We start from the raw sequence: 14015 nt of genomic DNA, 5'->3' as shown, positions 1-14015 counted from the left end.
TAGCCCATGTCTGCTGATCAAGGTTCGCGCGGCTACTTCAAAAGTTTTAACAAAAGCGCCGAAGTTGAATTCATGCCGGAAACGGCCGGCGCCTCGCTGCAGGATTCTCCGCGCTGGTCACGGGTGACCGTGTGGCTGGCGGCAGCGCTGTTGATCAGCGCGCTGCTCTGGGCCAAGTTCGCCGTGTTGCAGGAAGTGACCATGGGCGAAGGCAAGGCCATTCCGTCGAGCAAGGTGCAAGTGATCCAGAACCTGGAGGGCGGCATCGTCACCGAGATCTTCGTACGCGAAGGGCAAATGGTGAACAAGGGCGACACCCTGTTGCGCCTGGATGACACGCGCTACCAGTCGAACAAGGGCGAAAGCGAAGCCGATCGGTATGCACTGACCGCGCAGGTCGAGCGACTGTCGGCAGAAGCCGAAGGCCGGCCCTTCAAACTGTCGGAAGAAGTGATCGCCAAGGCGCCGCAAGTGGCCGAAGACGAACGCTCGCTGTACGAACAACGGCAACGGCGACTGGCCAGCGAACAGCGCACGCTGAGTGAACAACTTCGGCAAAAAACCCAGGAGCTGGCGGAGTTCCGCTCGAAAGCCGGTCAGTACAGTTCAAGCCTGGCGCTGGTCAATCAGGAGATGGCCATGTCCGAGCCGCTGGTCAAGACCGGCGCCGTGTCGCCGGTGGAGATCCTGCGACTCAAGCGCAGCGCCGTGGAAATCCGCGGCTCGCTGAACGCCACCACCCTGGCGATCCCCCGGGCGGAATCGGCGATGGCCGAGATCAAAAGCAAGATCGACGAGTCGGAACAAACCTTCCGCTCCGAAGCGGCCAAGGAGCTGAATGAGAAACGCACCGACCTGTCGAAAATCACGGCGTCGAGCATCGCCATCGACGACCGCGTGACCCGTACCACGGTGACCTCGCCGGTCAAGGGCATCATCAAGGTGTTGAAGGTCAACACCATTGGCGGCGTGGTCCAGCCGGGCAGCGATATGGTGGAAATCGTCCCCCTGGAAGACAACCTGCTGATCGAGGCCAAAGTGCGGCCACAGGACGTGGCATTCCTGCATCCGGGGCAGAAAGCCATGGTCAAGTTCACCGCCTACGACTACACGATCTATGGCGGCCTGAGCGCCAAGCTTGAGTTGATTGGTGCCGACACCATTACCGATGACAAGGGCAACAGCTTCTACCTGATCCAGGTGCGCACCGATAAAAACCATTTGGGCGGGGATGCGAAACCGCTGCTGATCATTCCGGGGATGGTGGCGACGGTGGATATCATTACCGGGGAGAAAACGGTATTGGATTATTTGCTGAAACCGGTGCTCAAGGCGCGGACTGAGGCGATGCGCGAGCGGTAGTTTCGATCAGATATTTTGGATGATTGTTCTATCGCTTTCGCGAGCAGGCTCGCTCCCACAATGGAATGCGATCAAATGTGGGAACGAGCCTGCTCGCGAAGAGGCCCGCACAGGCAACAACTATTTCGGCCCATGATTACGCTGAAAGGTCTCCTGCCCCATCGCCGCAATCTGCCCTTCGATCAACGCTTCGAACGGCTTGAGCAACGGCTCGAATGAAGCCGGCGCTTCAAGCGTCTGCAATGCCTGCACAATCGCCTCCACCGTCGACAACGCCCCAGGGCCTGGTGCCTTGCGCAGCCGATAACGGGACACGCCGCCCTCGGCCAGGGTCACCCTCGGCAGCGCCGCCAGCAGTGGATTGAGGTGCAGCATCTTGCGCGCCTTGCGCCAGGTGCCGTCCGGTACCACCAGCAGCAACGGCTCGTCGGATGCGCTGTAAGCCTGTATCGGCTGCGCATCGTCGCCGGGAAACAGCAAACGCGCCTGGTACCCCGGCTGATTCAACAACCTCGGCAAATCCTCGAATACCTCGCCGACGATCAACTCGGCATTGTTCAAGCCCAACGCCGCCAGCCGTGCGGTGTTCAACGCATGATTCACTTCGCCGGGATGCTGCAAGAGCAAGATTCGGGTGCGGCTGTCGAGACTGGGAATCAGTGGGCACAGGCAATGGCTTTGCGGACGCAGGCAGCGCGGGCATTGAATTCTGGACATCGTCTTAAACCTGATTGAGCTGCGCTTTGAGCAGATCGCGGAAAGTCTGGATCAGCGGCTCGCGGCTGCGGCCCCGGCGCACGATCATCGAAAACGGCGCCTGATATCCGAAGGTCGCCGGTAGCAGCACACGCAAGTCACCCTTGTCGGCCCAGGCCTGGGCGTAGTGCTCCGGCAAGTAACCGATGTAGGCGCCGGACAGCACCAGAATCAGCTGCGCCTCCATACTCTCCACCGTTGCGGCGCTGTGCTTGAAGCCATGGCGGGCCAGTTCAGCCTGGCTCCAGTAACCACGACCGACCATGCGCTGCTGGGTAATAACCTGCTCGGGAATGCGCCGCTCGTTAAACAGCGGATGCCGCGTGCTGCAATACAACCAGTGCTGCTCGCGGTACAGCGGCATGTACACCAGACCGCTCATGCGCGTGGAAAACGCACCGATGGCCAGGTCGAGGCGGTTGTCCTGCACGCCCAGTTGCAGTTCGTAGGGGCTCATCACCGACAAATGCAAATGCACGGCCGGGTGTTCCTGGCTGTAGGCGCCGATGGCTTCGGCGAACGGCAAGGCCTTATCGCTGACGGTGGAGTCGATCACCCCCAGGTTCAACGTGCCGCGCAATTCACCCTTGAGCGCTGCTGCGTATTGTTCGAAGCCTTCCAACTCGGCCAATAGACGCAGGGTTTCCTGATGGAACAACTCGCCCTTGCTGGTCAGGCTGAAACCGCCCCGGCCGCGATGGCACAACACCAGGCCCAGCGCCGACTCAAGCTGGCTCATGTAGGTGCTGATGGCCGAGGTCGAGAGGTTGAGTTCTTGCTGGGCGTTAGCGAATCCCTGATGACGCACCACGCTGACGAAAATGCGCAATAGTTTCAGGTCGGGTAAAGCGTTGGCCATGGGGGCTCCAGACACCAATCGAATTTCAATCCTGTGGAAGGGATTTATCTGTGGCGAGGGGATTTATCCCCGCTGGGTGGCGAAGCCGCCCCGGATCTGCACCTCGGTGTGTCAGATGCACTGTGTGCGCTGGATTTACGACTGCTGCGCAGCCGAACGGGGATAAATCCCCTCGCCACAGATAAATCCACTCACCACAGAAGTGCGGCACATGGCCGCAAGTCTATCGCCATGCCAAGCATTAGTTTAGAAAAATCTGAACTAAGTATTTGCGCGTAGCGATTCTTCCCGGTCACTACATTTCGCAGAATCGGCCCACAGCGGTGCCTGCGTCTCCCCGACCTGCGCAACCGACATAAATAAAACAACGACGATGAGGCCCTACCCGTGGACAAGATTCTTCACCAACCACTGGGCGGCAACGAAATGCCGCGCTTCGGCGGCATCGCCACCATGCTGCGACTCCCCCATGTTCCTACCGCTGCTGGCCTGGACGCTGCGTTCGTTGGCGTGCCCCTGGACATCGGTACCTCGCTGCGCCCCGGCACCCGTTTCGGACCGCGTGACATCCGCGCCGAATCGGTGATGATCCGCCCGTACAACATGGCCACCGGCGCGGCGCCGTTCGACTCGCTGTCGGTTGCCGACATCGGCGACGTGGCGATCAACACCTTCAACCTGCTGGATGCCGTACGGATCATCGAAGAGTCCTACGACAATATCCTCGAACACGATGTGATCCCCCTGACGTTGGGCGGCGACCACACCATCACCCTGCCGATCCTGCGTGCCATCCATAAGAAGCACGGCAAGGTCGGCCTGGTGCACATCGACGCCCACGCCGATGTGAACGATCACATGTTCGGCGAGAAAATCGCCCACGGCACCACCTTCCGTCGCGCTGTCGAAGAAGGCCTGATCGATCCGGACCGCGTTGTACAAATCGGCCTGCGTGCCCAGGGCTATACCGCTGACGACTTCAACTGGAGCCGCAACCAGGGCTTCCGCGTGGTGCAGGCCGAAGAGTGCTGGCACAAATCCCTGGCGCCGTTGATGGCTGAAGTGCGTGAGAAAGTCGGTGGTGGCCCGGTGTACCTGAGCTTCGACATTGACGGTATCGACCCGGCGTGGGCACCAGGTACCGGCACCCCGGAAATCGGTGGTCTGACGACCATTCAGGCGATCGAGATCGTTCGCGGCTGCCAAGGCCTCGACCTGATCGGTTGCGATCTGGTAGAAGTCTCGCCCGCTTACGACACCACGGGTAACACCTCGCTGCTGGCCGCCAACCTGCTGTACGAAATGCTCTGCGTACTGCCTGGCGTGGTCCACCGCTGAGGGTCGGTCATGAACGAACGTGATCAGGTTTTGAAAGCGGCTGCCGACCTGGTGTCCGCCTTCGCCCGAAACGATCGCGAAGCCTACTTCGGCGCGTTCAGCGCCGATGCCAGCTTCGTTTTCTACACCCTCGAACAGCCCCTTTTGTCGCGCGATGCCTACCAGGCGTTGTGGGACAGCTGGCGTGCCGAGGATGGCTTCGAGGTGCTGTCGTGCACGTCGAGCAACGCTTTCGTCAGCCTGCAGGGTGACGTGGCGATTTTCATCCATGACGTGGCCACCGAGCTGCGCATGCAAGGGGAGCAACACTTCAGCCAGGAGCGCGAGACGATTGTTTTCAAGAAACAAGCGTCTGGCCAAGAACAACAAGGCCTGTGGCTGGCCTGTCACGAACATTTGTCCGCTATGCCGGAAGGGCTGCCAACCCCTTAGCCAAACAGGTGACGCTCACACACGATGAGCGCGCCTTTATGATCGGAGCAGATCATGAATAACAACAACAACGAAAAAAGCCTTAGCAGCATCGAAACAAACGGGGTCGAACAGATCCCGGACAATGAACGCGACGCCCGGCCCAGCGACCTGTTTCGCTTGATCTTCGGCGGCGCGAACACCTTTGCCACCGCCGTACTCGGCAGCTTCCCGGTACTGTTCGGCCTGTCGTTCCAGGCGGGCGTCTGGGCGATTGTGCTGGGCGTGGTACTCGGTGCATTGATCCTGGCGCCAATGGGCTTGTTCGGCCCCATCAACGGCACCAACAACGCGGTGTCCTCCGGCGCGCACTTCGGCGTACACGGGCGCATCGTCGGCTCTTTTCTGTCGCTGTTGACCGCTATCGCGTTTTTCTCGCTCTCCGTCTGGAGTTCGGGTGATGCGCTGGTCGGAGGTGCCAAACGCCTGATCAATTTGCCGGAAACCGATCTGACCCTGGGCCTGGCCTACGGCCTGTTCGCGCTGCTGGTTTTGACCGTGTGCATCTACGGCTTTCGCTTCATGCTGTGGGTCAACCGCATCGCGGTGTGGGCGGCCAGCCTGCTGTTCCTGCTGGGCATTTTCGCCTTTGCTCCGGCTTTCGACAGTCAGTACGCCGGCACGGTGGCCATGGGGCAGGCCGGTTTCTGGGCAGCCTTTATCGGTGCCGCGCTGGTGGCCATGAGCAACCCGATTTCCTTCGGCGCATTCCTTGGCGACTGGTCACGCTACATCCCGCGTGAGACGCCCAAAGGCCGGATCATGCTGTCGGTTATCGCGGCGCAACTCGCCACCTTGATCCCGTTCCTGTTCGGCCTCGCCACCGCCACCATCGTGGCAATCAAGGCGCCAGACTACATCGCGGCCAACAACTATGTCGGTGGTCTGCTGGCGGTATCGCCGAGCTGGTTCTTCCTGCCGGTGTGCCTGATTGCGGTGATCGGCGGCATGTCCACGGGCACCACCTCGCTCTATGGCACCGGGCTGGACATGTCCAGCGTGTTTCCACGGGTGCTGTCGCGGGTCAAGGCCACGCTGCTGATCGGCGTGATGTCGATTGCCTTCATCTTCATTGGCCGCTTCGCAGCAAACCTGGTGCAGAGCGTGTCGACCTTCGCCGTGCTGATCATCACCTGCACGACCCCGTGGATGGTGATCATGATCATCGGCCTGCTGGTCCGTCGCGGCTTCTACTGCCCGGATGACTTGCAAGTGTTCACCCGCGGTGAAAAAGGTGGCCGCTACTGGTTCACCCACGGCTGGAACTGGCGTGGCCTGGGTGCCTGGATTCCGAGTGCGGCCGTCGGCCTGTGCTTCGTGAACTTGCCGGGGCAGTTCGTCGGACCACTGGGCGAACTGGCCGGCGGTATCGACATCAGCCTGCCGGTGACCCTGGGCCTGGCCTCGGTGGTGTACCTGGTATTGCTGAGCCTGTTCCCGGAATCGACTGCGGTGTTCGGCCCGAATGATCCACGCAGCAAGAGCACGGATTCGCTCGTTAAAGCGGCGATGCGACAAGTCGCCTGAAATACCTGTGGGAGCGAGCCTGCTCGCGAAGACGGCGGCACATCCAACAAAGGTGTGACTGACAGAACGCTTTCGCGAGCAGGCTCGCTCCCACAAAGAGCAGCCCCACAGAAACGTCTTAGTTTCACCATAAAAAAGACAATCGGAGACACGCCATCATGGCTTTGGATTTATTCGTCGTACTCATCTACGCCGCCGCGATGCTGATACTTGGCTACTACGGCATGCGCAAGGCCAAGACCAACGAAGACTTTTTGGTTGCCGGTCGTAACCTGGGCCCGAGCCTGTACATGGGCACCATGGCGGCCACCGTCCTCGGCGGCGCGTCCACCGTGGGCACCGTGCGTCTGGGCTACGTGCATGGCATCTCCGGTTTCTGGCTCTGCGCCGCACTGGGTTGCGGGATCGTGGCGCTGAACCTGTTCCTGGCCAAGCCGCTGTTGAAACTGAAGATCTACACCGTTACCCAGGTGCTGGAGAAACGCTACAACCCGATGGCCCGCTCCGCGAGCGCGGTGATCATGCTCGCGTACGCACTGATGATCGGCGTGACCTCGATCCTGGCGATCGGCACCGTACTGCAAGTGCTGTTCGGCCTGCCGTTCTGGATCTCGGTACTGCTCGGTGGTGGCGTGGTGGTGATCTACTCGGCCATTGGCGGCATGTGGTCGCTGACCCTGACCGACATCGTCCAGTTCGTGATCAAGACCGTTGGCCTGATGTTCATCCTGTTGCCAATCTGCCTGTACCGCGTCGGCGGCTGGGACGAACTGGTGTTGAAACTGCCGGCGGCGAGCTTCAGCTTCACCACCATCGGTTGGGATACCATCATCACCTACTTCATGATCTACTTCTTCGGCATCCTGATCGGTCAGGACATCTGGCAACGGGTGTTCACCGTCAAGACCGCCAAAGTGGCTCAGGTCGCCGGTACGTTCGCCGGTGTCTACTGCATCCTCTACGGCCTGGCCTGCGCCCTGATCGGCATGGCGGCTCATGTGTTGATCCCGGACCTGGACAACGTCAACAACGCTTTCGCCGCGATCGTGAAACTGTCCCTGCCGGACGGTATCCGTGGCCTGGTCATCGCAGCCGCACTGGCTGCCATGATGTCCACCGCCAGCGCCGGCCTGCTCGCCGCCGCTACTACCCTGACCGAAGACCTGCTGCCGAAACTGCGTGGCGGTAAACAGTCGAGCCTGGGCCTCAACCGTGTCGTCACTATGCTGACCGGTGTTGTGGTACTCGGCATCGCCCTAGTGGTAAACGACGTGATCAGCGCCCTGACCCTGGCCTACAACCTGTTGGTGGGCGGCATGCTGATCCCGCTGATCGGTGCGATCTTCTGGAAACGTGCCACCACCGCCGGCGCCATCGCCAGCATGGGCATGGGCTTCGCCACCGCCCTGCTGTTCATGGTCAAGGACGGTCTGGATGCCAACACCCCGATCTACTACAGCCTGGCCGTAGGTCTGGTGAGTTTCGTGGTGATCAGCCTGATGTCCCGTCGCCCAGCCGTGGCAGCGAGCGCCATCTAAGCTGAACATAACAACTTGATGCTTTCTTCGACGGGTGTGGCGTCGGTTGCCACACCCGTTTTTTTTCGCCTGAAGGAAAGTGATTATGAAGATCGTCAGCCGCGATCAGTGGTTCGAGGTGAAACAACTCAGCGACGGCATCCGCCTGATTCACGAGCCTTACATTCGCCCCTTCTACCGCTGCAATCTTTGGTTTGTTCAAGGCCGTGACAAAGACCTGCTGCTGGACAGCGGTTCCGGGCTCGTCAGCTTGCGCGAGCAATTGCCGTGGATCACCGAGCGGCCCCTGGTAGCGGTGGCCAGCCACTGCCACTTCGACCACATTGCCGGGCATCACGAGTTTTCCGAACGCCTGGTACACCCGGCCGAAGCGCAGATCCTGGCTGCACCGGACGGTGAAAACGATTTGAGCCGGGCATTTGTCGGCGACGACATGTTCGAAGCGCACCCCGATTGTCCGTTGTGCTACGCCGAGTATCGGGTCAAGGCTGCCCCGGCAACGGGCTTGATCGAAGAAGGCGATGTACTGGACCTGGGCGACCGGGTGCTGCAAGTGCTGCACACGCCGGGACACTCGCCGGGCGGCATCAGCCTGTACGAAGCCGCGACCGAGACCTTGTTCAGCGGCGACATCATCTACGACGGGCCGCTGATCGAGGACGCCTACCACTCCAACCTCAATGACTACGCCCGCAGCCTGGAGCGCTTGCGCGCGCTGCCGATCCGCACGGTGCATGGCGGGCATTTCGGCAGTTTTTCCGGGGATCATCTACGCCACATGATTGACGAGTGGCAACGCTCACACGGCTGAAGCCTGCTGTACTCAAGCCCAGGGCCAATAAAACAACAACGCCCTTGAAGAGTCATCATGAACAAAGCCGCCATTCGCGCCGCCGTGCACCGCTACATCAGCCGCCTGCTGGAGGGTCAGGATGACTTCGACGACAACGCCAGTCTGGCGCAGTTGGGATTGGATAAAACGGATATCGAAGAGCTGATCTTCCATCTGGAAGATGAACTCGGCTTGACGGCGTTTACCGCCGAGGAAGACCGGATGCTCAAGACGGCCACGACGGCGAATGACTTGAGCCGGTTTTTGATGGAAATTGGGCGGCATTAAGTAATATTGGCGGACACACCTTCCTGTGGCGAGGGGATTTATCCCCGTCCGGCTGCGAAGCAGTCGTAAATCGCCTGACACGGTCCGCCAGATATACCCAGGTCGAATGGACTTGGGGCTGCTTCGCAGCCTAACGGGGATAAATCCCCTCGCCACAGAAGCCCCTTCTCCAATAGGAACAGCCTTACCGGCGACGCTGCTGGCGTCGGCGCTGTTCGTCGTCGGTGCGAATTGGCACAGGTTGCAGAGGCGGTTCGATCAAACCGAGCGCGACACCCAGGTCATGCAGCCAGTTTTGGATTTTCTCTTTCATGATGCCCCCTTCAGGGTAGTGCCGAGCGACCGGAATTCTGTAGTCGCTTCGAACTGATAATAGTCCGAAGTCCTGAGCAATGCTCGCCCAAAGTGGCAATGATCTGTTACTGAATGGCTCACAATCCGACGGCATTAAATCATGCAATCGCCCGGGCCGGGATTTGCGCCGACGGATAGAGCGCCCGCTGCTCCTCGATCCATGCATTCAGGTTGGCCCCGGCCATGCCCTTGCGCCACATCAGCCAGGTGGTGGCCGTGGCAAATGGTTCAGGCAACGGGTGGACCGTCACGCTTTCGCGGCCCGGCAGGCTGGCAAGCATTGATTCCGACATCAATGCCACGCCGGAACCTGCAATCACACAGGCGAGCATCCCCGGATAGGATTCGATCTCAATCGCCCGCCCCATGACCGCATGGTCCCGGGAGTACCAGGATTCCAGACGCATCCTGTAGGAACAGCCCTGGCGAAAGGTGAATACCGAACGCCCTTCCACGTCCCGCGCGCTGAGTACCGGCGGGTGATCCGCCTCGCTGATCAGCACCAGCCGTTCCTCGCACAACAACACACCATCAAGCATGGCCAGTTCGGGGGGACCGTCCACCAGCGCCGCATCGAGTCGGCCGGTGAGCAAACCTTCCAGCAATTCACCGCTGGGTCCGGACTGCACTTGCAAATTCACCGCCGGGTAACGCTTGTGATAGCGCGCCAACAACGCCGGGAGGTGAATGGCGGCGGTGCTGTACATGGTGCCGAGCACGAAATCGCCGGCCGGTTGCCCGCCCTGTACCGCGGCATGGGCTTCGTCGTGCAAGGCGAACAATTTGGCGGTGTAATCCAGCAGGACTTTTCCCGCAGGCGACAACTGCAAACGCTGACGCTCGCGAACGAACAGTTCAACGCCCAACTGCTCCTCCAGCTGCTTGAGCCGGGTCGACAGGTTGGACGGCACGCGGTGCAGGCGCTCGGCGGCGCGGGTGATGGACTCTTCCTGCGCCACCGCCTGGAAGATCCGCAACTGGCTAAACTCCACGACATTCTCTAGACAAGAACAAGTTACCCACTATTGTTCTTTTTCAAAGAATGTCAATCCATCCAGGCGCGAAGGTGCTCAGGGCTGCCCAAGTGCTCTGCGCAACCGACGGCGCACCCACTGCTCGGCGCTGACAAAGGTGATGCCCAGCAGCACCAGCACCGCGCCAATGACAAAGTTCAGGGTCAGTTTTTCCCCCAGCAACACCACCCCAAACGTAACGCCAAACAACGGCGTCATGAACGAAAACACCGCCAGGTTTGCCGCCAGATACCGGCGCAGCAACCAAAACCAGATCAGGTAACTGAAGAACGACACCACCACGCCTTGAAACAGCACACTGGCAATCGCCACACCGGTCAAACTGACGTGGGTGATCTGCCCGCTGAGCAGCGCGATCAACAACAGGCCGATGAAGCCGATGATCAACTGATAGAACAATGTCAGGGTCACCGGCGCCTCCGACAATCGCGAAGCTCGCACCACCACCGTGGTCGCGCCCCAAGCCGCGCCGGCCAGCACGCCCAGCGCATCGCCCATCAACATCCGGTAATCGAGGTTGTCCCAGGACATGCCACCGGCAAACGCGATGGCGATCCCGACGAACGCGAGGAAAATTCCCAGCCATTGCACAGGCCGCAAACGCTCGCTCGGCAACAGCCAGTGCACACCCAGTGCGGTGAAAATCGGTGCGGTGTAGAGGAATACCGACATGTGCGCGGCCGTGGTCAATTGCAGGCCTTCGGAAATGAAGAAGAACTCCAGACCGAACAAGGCGCCGGCCAACAAGCCACCGCGCCAGGTCGCACCGACCTGATCCCAACCGCCCTTCCAGCAGATCAGCAACCCCACCAGCAACGCAGACATGCCGGAACGCGCGGCCGCCTGCATGACTGGGGCAATGTCGGGCGCCGCCCACTTGATCATCACCTGCTGAACACCCCAGACCAGGCACAACCCCAACATCACTTGCAGGGCAAATCCATCGGCGCTACGCCGGGTGGCGCTCACCGGAAAACCTCGACAACGACACAATCCATGGCAGTGACTCGACAGTAAAAACAAAACCCCGGCACATGGCCGGGGCGAAAAATTATTCTATCGATTATTAACCAGATGGGCAGAAATTGCCTACAGGGGGTCGGTATCAGCTCAGTTCAATGCGATCAGCATGAATGACAATCTGGCCATTCTTGTACAGCGCACCGATGGCCTTCTTGAAGTTGCCTTTGCTGACGCCGAACATGCTACTGATCACAGTCGGGTCGCTCTTGTCGCTGACCGGCAGGGTGCCGTTGTTCTCGCGCAACTTGGCGAGGATCTTCGAGTTAAGGCTGGTGGCCGCTTCCTGGCCGACCGGTTGCAGACTCAGGCTGATCTTGCCATCGGCACGAACTTCCTTGATGAAGCCTTTCTCTTCCTTGCCCGCACGCATGAACTTGAAGATTTCGTTCTTGTGAATCAGGCCCCAGTGCTTGTTGTTGATGATTGCCTTGAAACCCATGTCGGTGGCTTCGGCAACCAGCAAGTCGACCTCCTGGCCCGGGGTGTAGTTGGCCGGGGTCTTGTCCAGATAGCGGTCCAGGCGCGCCGTCGCGGTGATGCGACGGGTGTGTTTGTCGAGATAGACATGCACTACGGCGTATTCGCCGGCCGTCATCTGGCGCTTTTCTTCCGAAAACGGCAACAACAGATCCTTTGGCAGCCCCCAATCGAGGAACACACCAATGCTGTTGACTTCAACAACTTTCAAACTGGCAAATTCACCGACTTGAACTTTCGGTTTTTCAGTCGTCGCGATAAGTTTGTCATCGCTGTCCAGATAAACAAAAACATTGAGCCAGTCTTCATCTTCGCTGGGAATATCTTTTGGAATATAACGATTAGGCAAAAGAATTTCGCCATCCGCGCCACCGTCCAGATATAAACCGAAGTTAGTGTGTTTAACCACTTGTAAACTGTTGTAACGCCCGACTAAAGCCATGTCCAGTACCCTCATTGCGTGGGCGGCATTCTACCCGGTTTTGCAGGCCGCGTTCGGCGACCAACCCACCGGTGCGAGAAATTCCTCTGCAGGCCTTCATTTTCCTGGGTTTTACCGTACGACTCCCGCCGCTCGTCAGACCGACCCGAGGATTTTCATCGCTGCCGGCCCAGCAGGGCATCCTGTTTTTGCGGACCACGTTTTTATTTAAAACAGCGACTTAGAGGCAATTATCAAATAATGATCCGCTAATTATCCTGATCCGCCCTCGGTCATCCAAAGGATAATTGCCAAGCAAATTGCAGGTAATTCCTGTACGATGCCTGGCCAAGTTAATTTTCTACAGGTTAATGGCCGCCATGCGCGTAAAAGCATCCACCAGCAAAGCAAAGCCAGCTCCAGCCGTCGAAACCAGCGAATCGATCAACAACCAGATTGCTGCGTTCCTCAAATCCGGCGGTGAAATCCAGCAAATTGCCAAGGGCGTCAGCGGCCAGACGTTCGGCCCGTCCAAGCAGATCACCCTGGGTAAAAAATAAAAGCCCAAAAGTAATACCTCGCATCACCTGGTCCACAAGCGCTTTGAGCTTCGAAGCGCTTGGACTGGAACCCTCCCCCGCAACACCTCCCCCAAAAGACATGTACAGAAACAACGCCACGGTCCGCCGTCTATTGATCGGCTGAACTGCCGGGCTCATCCTGCGTTCACATGAGAATCAGTCCCCGAAGCCAGGCTTTCGCAAGGATTCGCCCATGTCCCGCTGGATGAAACAGCTCGCTTTCGTGCTCACCGTGACGCTCGCTCTCGGCGCGTGCAGCCGCATGGGCCTGGCCTACCGCAACCTCGACGTGATCATCCCCTGGACGCTCAGCGATTACCTGGACATGAACGGCGAGCAAAAAGGCTGGCTGAACGAACGCCTCAAGGAACACCTGACCTGGCACTGCACCACACAACTGCCAGGCTATCTGGACTGGCTGGATCGCTTGCAGACCATGGTCGCGACCAATCAGGTAACCGATGCCGCATTGCAAGCCCGCACCGAAGAAGCCGAACAGGCGATCGCCGAGACCGCGCGGGAAATCACCCCGTCCGCCATCGAGTTGCTGCAAGGACTGGATGACCAGCAGGTCGCCGAAATGAACGAGGCCTTCGCCAAAGACCAACGCAAACGCCAGGCGCTGTACCTCAAGCCGTCCCTTGATCAGCAGATCAAGGACCGCGGCGAACGCATGGAAAAACGCCTGGATGCCTGGCTCGGGCCACTCACTCCCCCTCAGCAACAACGCGTCGTGGCGTGGTCCAACGCTCTGGGTGACCAGAATACGCAGTGGCTCGCCAACCGCGTCCACTGGCAGAAGCAATTCAGTGCAGCCGTTGCGCAACGTCACAGCCCCGAATTCCCACAACGAATCGAGACACTTCTGGTGAATCGAGAGCGCTTGTGGACACCGGCCTACCGCGAAGCCTTCGCCAAAACCGAAGCCCAGGCGCGTTCACTGTTTGTGGACTTGATGGCGCAAAGCACGCCGCAGCAACGTGAGCGGTTGCTGACGAAAATCGAGGGGGTGCGCAAGGACTTCAATGATTTGAAGTGTCTGAAGGCGGCAAAACAGAGTTGAACGCTGCACAAATCCCTGTGGGAGCGAGCCTGCTCGCGAAAGCGGTGGGTCAATCGATAAATGTGTTGGCTATGAGACCGTCTTCGCGAGC

General features: G+C 59.4%; 15 protein-coding genes. 9 read left to right on the top strand and 6 right to left on the bottom strand.

What is annotated here, in order from left to right:
• The first annotated feature begins 6 nt into the window (after positions 1-6).
• The gene (locus tag ACW9HW_RS16750) at positions 7-1362 is read left to right on the top strand and encodes an HlyD family type I secretion periplasmic adaptor subunit (protein ID WP_095196415.1); all 1356 of its coding nucleotides are present in this window, start codon (positions 7-9) and stop codon (positions 1360-1362) included.
• A 120-nt stretch (positions 1363-1482) separates the two neighbouring features.
• Here ACW9HW_RS16750 and ACW9HW_RS16745 read toward each other — a convergent pair whose 3' ends face one another.
• Together ACW9HW_RS16745 and ACW9HW_RS16740 are read right to left on the bottom strand one after the other, a co-directional pair.
• Entirely contained in the window at positions 1483-2079 is a 597-nt protein-coding gene (locus ACW9HW_RS16745; protein WP_457400880.1) for a tRNA-uridine aminocarboxypropyltransferase, read from the bottom strand.
• Between the two features lie 4 nt (positions 2080-2083).
• The gene (locus tag ACW9HW_RS16740; RefSeq protein WP_095196413.1) at positions 2084-2977 is read right to left on the bottom strand and encodes a LysR family transcriptional regulator; all 894 of its coding nucleotides are present in this window, start codon (positions 2975-2977) and stop codon (positions 2084-2086) included.
• Between the two features lie 387 nt (positions 2978-3364).
• On the opposite strand from ACW9HW_RS16740, the gene speB reads away from it, so the two are divergent.
• The 6 genes from speB to ACW9HW_RS16710 all read left to right on the top strand — a co-directional run bounded on the left by speB (position 3365) and on the right by ACW9HW_RS16710 (position 8971).
• On the top strand, positions 3365-4315 hold the full coding sequence (speB, locus tag ACW9HW_RS16735; protein WP_056853080.1) for an agmatinase: 951 nt from the start codon (positions 3365-3367) through the stop codon (positions 4313-4315).
• Between the two features lie 9 nt (positions 4316-4324).
• The gene (locus ACW9HW_RS16730) at positions 4325-4747 is read left to right on the top strand and encodes a YybH family protein (protein WP_077047813.1); all 423 of its coding nucleotides are present in this window, start codon (positions 4325-4327) and stop codon (positions 4745-4747) included.
• A gap of 54 nt (positions 4748-4801) precedes the next feature.
• On the top strand, positions 4802-6313 hold the full coding sequence (locus ACW9HW_RS16725; protein WP_095196410.1) for a purine-cytosine permease family protein: 1512 nt from the start codon (positions 4802-4804) through the stop codon (positions 6311-6313).
• A 158-nt stretch (positions 6314-6471) separates the two neighbouring features.
• Positions 6472-7851 (top strand): sodium:solute symporter, encoded by a 1380-nt coding sequence (locus tag ACW9HW_RS16720; protein ID WP_095196409.1) that lies wholly within the window; start codon positions 6472-6474, stop codon positions 7849-7851.
• An 85-nt stretch (positions 7852-7936) separates the two neighbouring features.
• The gene (locus ACW9HW_RS16715; protein WP_457400878.1) at positions 7937-8662 is read left to right on the top strand and encodes an MBL fold metallo-hydrolase; all 726 of its coding nucleotides are present in this window, start codon (positions 7937-7939) and stop codon (positions 8660-8662) included.
• A gap of 57 nt (positions 8663-8719) precedes the next feature.
• The gene (locus tag ACW9HW_RS16710; RefSeq protein ID WP_457400876.1) at positions 8720-8971 is read left to right on the top strand and encodes an acyl carrier protein; all 252 of its coding nucleotides are present in this window, start codon (positions 8720-8722) and stop codon (positions 8969-8971) included.
• A 184-nt stretch (positions 8972-9155) separates the two neighbouring features.
• Here the strand turns inward: ACW9HW_RS16710 and ACW9HW_RS16705 are convergent, their stop codons facing one another.
• The 4 genes from ACW9HW_RS16705 to ACW9HW_RS16690 all read right to left on the bottom strand — a co-directional run bounded on the left by ACW9HW_RS16705 (position 9156) and on the right by ACW9HW_RS16690 (position 12301).
• A complete protein-coding gene (locus ACW9HW_RS16705) occupies positions 9156-9284 on the bottom strand; it encodes a PA1414 family protein (RefSeq protein WP_007914492.1) in 129 nt (42 codons plus the stop codon).
• A 139-nt stretch (positions 9285-9423) separates the two neighbouring features.
• The gene (gene ptrR, locus ACW9HW_RS16700) at positions 9424-10317 is read right to left on the bottom strand and encodes a putrescine utilization regulator PtrR (protein ID WP_207263374.1); all 894 of its coding nucleotides are present in this window, start codon (positions 10315-10317) and stop codon (positions 9424-9426) included.
• A 78-nt stretch (positions 10318-10395) separates the two neighbouring features.
• Positions 10396-11328, bottom strand: a complete 933-nt coding sequence (locus ACW9HW_RS16695; RefSeq protein ID WP_457400873.1) for a DMT family transporter — start codon at positions 11326-11328, stop codon at positions 10396-10398.
• A gap of 136 nt (positions 11329-11464) precedes the next feature.
• The gene (locus tag ACW9HW_RS16690) at positions 11465-12301 is read right to left on the bottom strand and encodes a CvfB family protein (protein ID WP_095196404.1); all 837 of its coding nucleotides are present in this window, start codon (positions 12299-12301) and stop codon (positions 11465-11467) included.
• A 350-nt stretch (positions 12302-12651) separates the two neighbouring features.
• Here ACW9HW_RS16690 and ACW9HW_RS16685 point away from each other — a divergent pair, with 350 nt between their 5' ends.
• Positions 12652-12840, top strand: a complete 189-nt coding sequence (locus ACW9HW_RS16685) for a hypothetical protein (RefSeq protein ID WP_028621608.1) — start codon at positions 12652-12654, stop codon at positions 12838-12840.
• A gap of 214 nt (positions 12841-13054) precedes the next feature.
• Positions 13055-13924 (top strand): DUF6279 family lipoprotein, encoded by an 870-nt coding sequence (locus ACW9HW_RS16680; RefSeq protein ID WP_457400871.1) that lies wholly within the window; start codon positions 13055-13057, stop codon positions 13922-13924.
• Positions 13925-14015 lie beyond the last annotated feature (91 nt).

Source organism: Pseudomonas sp. SDO5532_S415, from assembly GCF_054071155.1.
Note: the sequence above shows the minus strand (reverse complement) of the source record. Positions and strands in the feature narration are given on the sequence as shown.